6 protein-coding genes are annotated in these 5,778 nt (G+C 37.6%); all 6 read left to right on the top strand.

What is annotated here, in order from left to right; all coding sequences use genetic code 11:
• Positions 1-170 precede the first annotated feature (170 nt).
• Positions 171-356 carry a hypothetical protein gene (locus B2X33_RS05980; protein ID WP_296668337.1) on the top strand — a complete coding sequence of 62 codons (186 nt, stop codon included), beginning with the start codon at positions 171-173 and terminating at the stop codon, positions 354-356.
• A gap of 390 nt (positions 357-746) precedes the next feature.
• Positions 747-971 (top strand): DUF3791 domain-containing protein, encoded by a 225-nt coding sequence (locus tag B2X33_RS05975; RefSeq protein WP_296668336.1) that lies wholly within the window; start codon positions 747-749, stop codon positions 969-971.
• 203 nt (positions 972-1,174) lie between these two features.
• Complete coding sequence (locus B2X33_RS05970) at positions 1,175-1,387, top strand: helix-turn-helix domain-containing protein (RefSeq protein ID WP_013700830.1); 213 nt, start codon at positions 1,175-1,177, stop codon at positions 1,385-1,387.
• A gap of 3 nt (positions 1,388-1,390) precedes the next feature.
• The gene (hsdR, locus tag B2X33_RS05965) at positions 1,391-3,892 is read left to right on the top strand and encodes an EcoAI/FtnUII family type I restriction enzme subunit R (protein WP_296668333.1); all 2,502 of its coding nucleotides are present in this window, start codon (positions 1,391-1,393) and stop codon (positions 3,890-3,892) included.
• Positions 3,893-4,002: 110 nt separating this feature from the next.
• Complete coding sequence (locus B2X33_RS05960; RefSeq protein ID WP_296668339.1) at positions 4,003-4,206, top strand: GxxExxY protein; 204 nt, start codon at positions 4,003-4,005, stop codon at positions 4,204-4,206.
• Entirely contained in the window at positions 4,207-5,709 is a 1,503-nt protein-coding gene (locus tag B2X33_RS05955; protein ID WP_296668331.1) for a type I restriction-modification system subunit M, read from the top strand.
• Positions 5,710-5,778 lie beyond the last annotated feature (69 nt).

The following is a 5,778-nucleotide window of genomic DNA, read 5'->3' as shown; positions in this document are numbered from 1 at the left end:
AAAATCCGGGATATTATTTCTGACCCTGGGCTTGGGGATTTGGGCAGGCTTTTATTCCCTGTGAATGAAGGTGTCAATAGCATTTTTCATCAAATAGAATATTCTATAACGATTTGAGTGCTAATCTTGAATGGTAGGTTTGGGGCATATTTTTATTTATTGGAGTTGCTATGTATTCTTATGTACCCAAAAACGAAAGCCGAAGATTCATAATTTTTTGTTCTGATAAATTAAATCAGCTGAAACAAGATTTGAAAAACAAAGGCTACGAAGTTGATTTCTATCTTGTCGGTAGCGGGATGAAAAATCTTGTTACAAGAAATGAAAATGAATCTTTTGACCTCGACCTATGTTAGCGAAAAACAAAGACGGAGGCTTTTGCAGATTAATTCATAACAAGAAAGCAGATGAAAACTCATATCACTGGGATAAAATTCCTAAAAGCAAGAAAGTTTATAAAAGATTTGAAAAATTGAAATCGGCGGGTCACTTTAATGAACTTCGCGATACCTACTTGGATAAAAAGAATTTTTATTTAATCCATAATGACCATTATCACTCTTCATTTACAATATTCAAGGAAACTGTAAATCAGACATGGAGTAAGTATTACAGAAGCTGAAATTCTCAGTGAGAATTTTAGTTTTTACCTTAGGAAAGATTTTTCTCGCTTTTCTCCCGATTTCGTGAGATTTTATTGAAAATTTAAGAGAAACATGGTATAATCCTCTTGTTGGAGAATCAGAATGGCGGAAGTACCTGTAAAAGACAAAATTGAATATACCGTTGCTCTCGTAAGCGATTTCGCAAAAAAATATTCGCTTTCCACCACACAGGCGTTCAACTACCCAGATCGATTTAATGCCATTACGCTTTTGGAACAGCACTACAATATAGCCCACACCCTTGCATATTCGGAAATGGTAGATACATTAGCTTCTTATTGCAAAGACCATGGAGGAAATGTCTGATGTTTTTGTATCATGGTTCAAATGTAGAAATAAACGACATATCTCGTAAGGGATTTTTCTTTTACCGTGGAACAAGCCTTGCGTGCCGTGTACAACTCAGAACTCTACCAGAAACTCTGTGACCCAAAGACAGGACTTTACTTTCAAAGCCCTCTTTATGGGTATGACTATTTAAAGACCGAAATCAAAACAGGAAAACTACAATGAGTGCGAGCTACAAAAAACTCTGGAAAATCCTAATCGACCGCGACATGAACAAGAGCGACCTCATCCGCCAGGCGAAAATCACCAGCAACATCGTAGCCAAAATGGGCAAAGGCGAAGATGTTTCCATGGAAAGCCTCAGGAAAATATGCATTGCGCTTGACTGCGAGATTGGGGATATTATGGAAGTGAATGCGGGTGATGGAGAGTGAAAAATGAGTGATATTTTTGACATTAGTCAGATGACAGAAGAAGATATAAAACTCCAGTACATCACACCAGCCTTAACATCCAAATGGGAAATTAAAAAGATTACTATGGAGACTTCTCCTGCCAACAAGTTTACAGACGGTAAAGTTCATATCAAAGGTAATATTCCAAGCCGCAATAAAGGTAAACGTTGTGACTATGTTCTCTGGTATAACAAAGGAACCCCTTTAGCAATTGTAGAAGCAAAAGATAATAATCATTCATCTTCATTTGGAATGCAACAGGCAATTACTTATGGAATTATGATGAATGTTCCTTTTGTTTATACTTCTAATGGTGACAGTTTTTTTGAACATGATTTTACTACCGGTCTTGAAAAAGAATTCCCTTTATCTGAATTCCCGACAGCAGATGAATTATATACACGATGGAAAGGTGTTGATGCTCAAAAAATAATAGAAGTTGAAAACCGTGAACGATATTACATTGACGGAAAATCAGCTGCATATGATGTTCCTCTTTGTTTTGAAGAGAAACTGATGAACACACCTTTCTATTCTGGAGCAGACTGTTATCCGCCACGTTATTATCAGCGTAATGCAGTAAACAGAACTCTTGAAGCAATTGCAAAACATCAGGCTCGTATACTCATTGCAATGGCAACAGGAACTGGAAAAACATACACAGCTTTTCAGATTGTATGGCGTTTGGTTGAATCTGGAACTAAAAAGAAAGTTCTTTATCTTGCAGACAGAAATAATCTTGTGGATCAGTCTATTCAGCAGGACTTTAAGCCGCTTGATAAAGTAATTCACAAAATCAATTTTCAGAAAGAAGACAAATCTAAAATCTCAGCATATCAGGTTTACTTTGCCTTGTACCAGCAGTTGGATTCTGCAAAACATCATAATGACGAAGAGGAAGAAACAGAAGAAGAGATTGAAAACGAACTTTCAAAGTATAAAGAATTCTTTACTCCTGATTTCTTTGATTTGATTATTGTAGATGAGTGTCACCGCGGTTCTGCAAAGGCTGATTCTCGATGGCGTAAGATTCTTGAATATTTTAATGGTGCAACACAAATTGGTATGACTGCAACCCCAAAGGAAACAAAGTATGTTTCGAATATATATTACTTTGGAGAGCCAGTTTATTCATACAGTCTTAAGCAGGGAATTGAAGATGGATTCCTTGCACCATTCAAAGTAATTAATGTTCATACAAATATAGATGACGGCTGGCGGCCAAGAAAAGGGCAGAAGGATATTCATGGAAATGAAATTGAAGACCGCGAATATAACCTATCTGATTACGATTACAACATCATTGTTCAAGACCGCATTGATGAAGTTGCAGCTGAAATTACAAAGTACCTGAAAGAAACAGACCGCATGTCTAAAACAATTGTATTCTGTCCTACAGAAGATGCGGCTGACAGAATGCGTGTTGCATTAAACAATTTGAATACTGACATGGTTTTGAAAGATAACCAGGGAAATGTTAAAGAACAATATGTAGTACGCATTACCGGAAGTGATAAATACGGAAAAGATAAACTTGACTATTTTATTTCTGTCTCACAGCCTTACCCGGTAATTGCAACGACTTCAAAACTGCTTTCTACCGGTAGTGACTGTAAAATGGTAAAGCTTATTGTCATTGATGAACTTATTAATTCAATGACAGAATTCAAGCAGATTATTGGTCGCGGAACTCGACTTCGCTACGATGATGGAAAAACACATTTTACAATTATGGACTTTCGCAGAGTAAGCCGATTATTTGCAGACCCTGACTGGGATGGAGAAATTGAACAGAATGAAGATTTTGATCCGAAACCAGAACCTAAAATCCCTCCTGAGCCAAAAGACCCGACAGATGATCCAAATGATGATGGAGATGGCCCTGATACTGTAGATCCTCCTACACCTAATCCAAAACCAATTATTGGAAAAGGACAAATAAGAGTCGATGTTCTTCAGCGTTTAGTTTCTATATATGATACAGATGGAAAACTCTTGAAGCAGGAATCTATTGAAGATTATACAAAAGAAAGTATTCTTGGAACATACCAAACTTTGGAAAACTTTATTCAGACCTGGAATGGTGAACAGAAAAAAGAAATTATCCGTAATATGCTAAAGGAGAAAGGCATTGACCTTGAACTGATAAAGAAAGACCAGAATATGACCGATGTAGATGACTTTGATTTTATCTGTCATATTGCATTTAATCAAAAGCCGCTAACAAGAAAAGAACGTGCTGAGAATGTAAAGAAACATGACATCTTTGGAAAATATGGTGAAGCAGCTCGAGAAGTAATCAATGCACTTTTGGATAAATATGCCGAACTTGGCATTTATGATATTGAATCAACAGAAATTCTAAAACAAAATCCATTTACTAAATATGGAAAACCAGCTCGAATTGCAGCTTTGTTCGGTGGAAATGACAAATACCGCGCCGCTTTGCGTGAGCTGGAAAACGAATTGTATAAAGTGGCATAAGGTTGTCACACGGATTGGATTTTGCTAACGCAAAATCTTGGAGATATTTATGTTAATGTTAAAGGACAGAAATTAGATAAAGAATACTATGCTGATTTTGTTATGATTCGATAATTGTAGAATTAAAAGCTGTGACAAACCTTGTAAAAGCTCATAAGGCTCAGGTTTTGAATTACCTAAAAGCCTCAAATCTTGAAATAGGATTGCTTGTTAATTTTGGAGAAAATTCTTTAAAATGGCAGCGAATAACGATGTTTAAAGAGGCGGCGTTAGCCGACTCGAATCCGTGTGACAATAGGATAGAGGAAAAATAAATGAGCAACTTAAGTAGTTTTGTAAAACGCATTCGAGATGTAATGCGTAACGATGCCGGTATTAACGGTGATGCACAGAGAATTGAACAGATAGCCTGGATGCTTTTCTTAAAGGTATATGACGCAAAGGAAGAGGACTGGGAATTTGAAGATGAAAAATATGAATCAATAATCCCAAAAGAACTTCGCTGGCGTAACTGGGCACATACAGAAAATCAAGGTGATGGTCTTACTGGTGACAAACTCTTGAACTTTGTAAACAATAAGCTTTTCCCAACTCTTAAAAATCTTGAAATCTCACCTGACACACCAATCCGCCAGAGTATTGTACGCACAACTTTTGAAGATGCAAACAACTACATGAAGGACGGTGTACTTCTTCGTCAGATTGTAAATATTATCGATGAGCTGGATTTTGGAAGCTACGAAGAAACTCACGCCTTTGGTGAAATCTACGAAACAATTCTTAAAGAACTCCAGAGCGCAGGTAGTGCCGGTGAATTCTATACACCACGTGCTGTAACTCAATTTATGGCAAAAATGATTAAGCCGCAGATAGGCGAAACAATGGCAGATTTTGCCTGCGGTACTGGTGGATTCCTTTCCAGCTGGATAAAAGAACTTGAAGAAGTAAAAGATGCTAAAGGTAGCATTTCAAACGAAGAATCAGAAAAAATCTACAACTCAATTTATGCTGTGGAAAAAAAGCAGTTCCCATATATGCTTTGTGTTACAAACATGCTTTTGCACGGCCTCGACAGCCCAAAGGTTTGTCACGGAAACTCACTTATTTACAAACTTTTGGACTACACACAGAAAGATGCCTTTGATGTAATTCTTATGAATCCACCTTATGGCGGAAGTGAAAAGGACGATATAAAACAGAACTTCCCGGCAGACTTACGTTCAAGTGAAACAGCCGATCTGTTCATGGCAGTCATCATGTACCGCCTTAAAAAAGATGGCCGCGCAGCCGTAATTGTCCCAGATGGATTCCTGTTTGGAAACGACAATGCAAAGAACAACCTTAAGAAAAAGCTCCTTACAGATTTTAACCTTCATACAATTGTCCGCTTGCCTGGCAGTGTGTTCAGTCCATACACAAGCATTACAACAAACATTCTTTTCTTTAATAATGAAGAGCCGACTGGAAAAACATGGTTTTACCGCGTAGATATTCCAGGCGACCGCAAGCACTTTAGCAAAACAAAGCCGATGGAATTAAAACACTTTGACGGCTGCCTTGCCTGGTGGAATGACCGCAAGGAAATCACAGACGAAGAAGGAAATCCAAAAGCAAAATGTTACACAGTGCAGGAACTCATTGATTCAAATTACAATTTTGATGTTTGCGGTTATCCTCACGAGGAAGAAGAAATCTTGAGCGTTGCAGAAACAATCCAGAACTACGAAGAAAAACGTTCAAAGCTTAATTCCGACATAGACAATCTGCTGGCACAGATAACAGAGCTTCATCAGAAAGCGCAGAAAGGAGAGGCGTAAAACCATCGAATTCGAGGGGGTTAACTGTAAATGTATAAAAAATCTACTATAGCCCAAACTTCGAGTTTT

The sequence above is a fragment of the Treponema sp. UBA785 genome, assembly GCF_002297065.1.
GTDB lineage: Bacteria > Spirochaetota > Spirochaetia > Treponematales > Treponemataceae > Treponema_D.
The sequence above is the reverse complement of the archived record's forward strand: the minus strand, read 5'-3'. Positions and strand labels throughout refer to the sequence as shown.

What these genes read in the sequence shown, in the direction of transcription:
- B2X33_RS05980 (WP_296668337.1), top strand. Translation starts at nt 171, where the DNA reads ATGTATTCTTATGTACCCAAAAACGAAAGCCGAAGATTCATAATTTTT.
- B2X33_RS05975 (WP_296668336.1), top strand. Translation starts at nt 747, where the DNA reads ATGGCGGAAGTACCTGTAAAAGACAAAATTGAATATACCGTTGCTCTC.
- B2X33_RS05970 (WP_013700830.1), top strand. Translation starts at nt 1,175, where the DNA reads ATGAGTGCGAGCTACAAAAAACTCTGGAAAATCCTAATCGACCGCGAC.
- hsdR (WP_296668333.1), top strand. Translation starts at nt 1,391, where the DNA reads ATGAGTGATATTTTTGACATTAGTCAGATGACAGAAGAAGATATAAAA.
- B2X33_RS05955 (WP_296668331.1), top strand. Translation starts at nt 4,207, where the DNA reads ATGAGCAACTTAAGTAGTTTTGTAAAACGCATTCGAGATGTAATGCGT.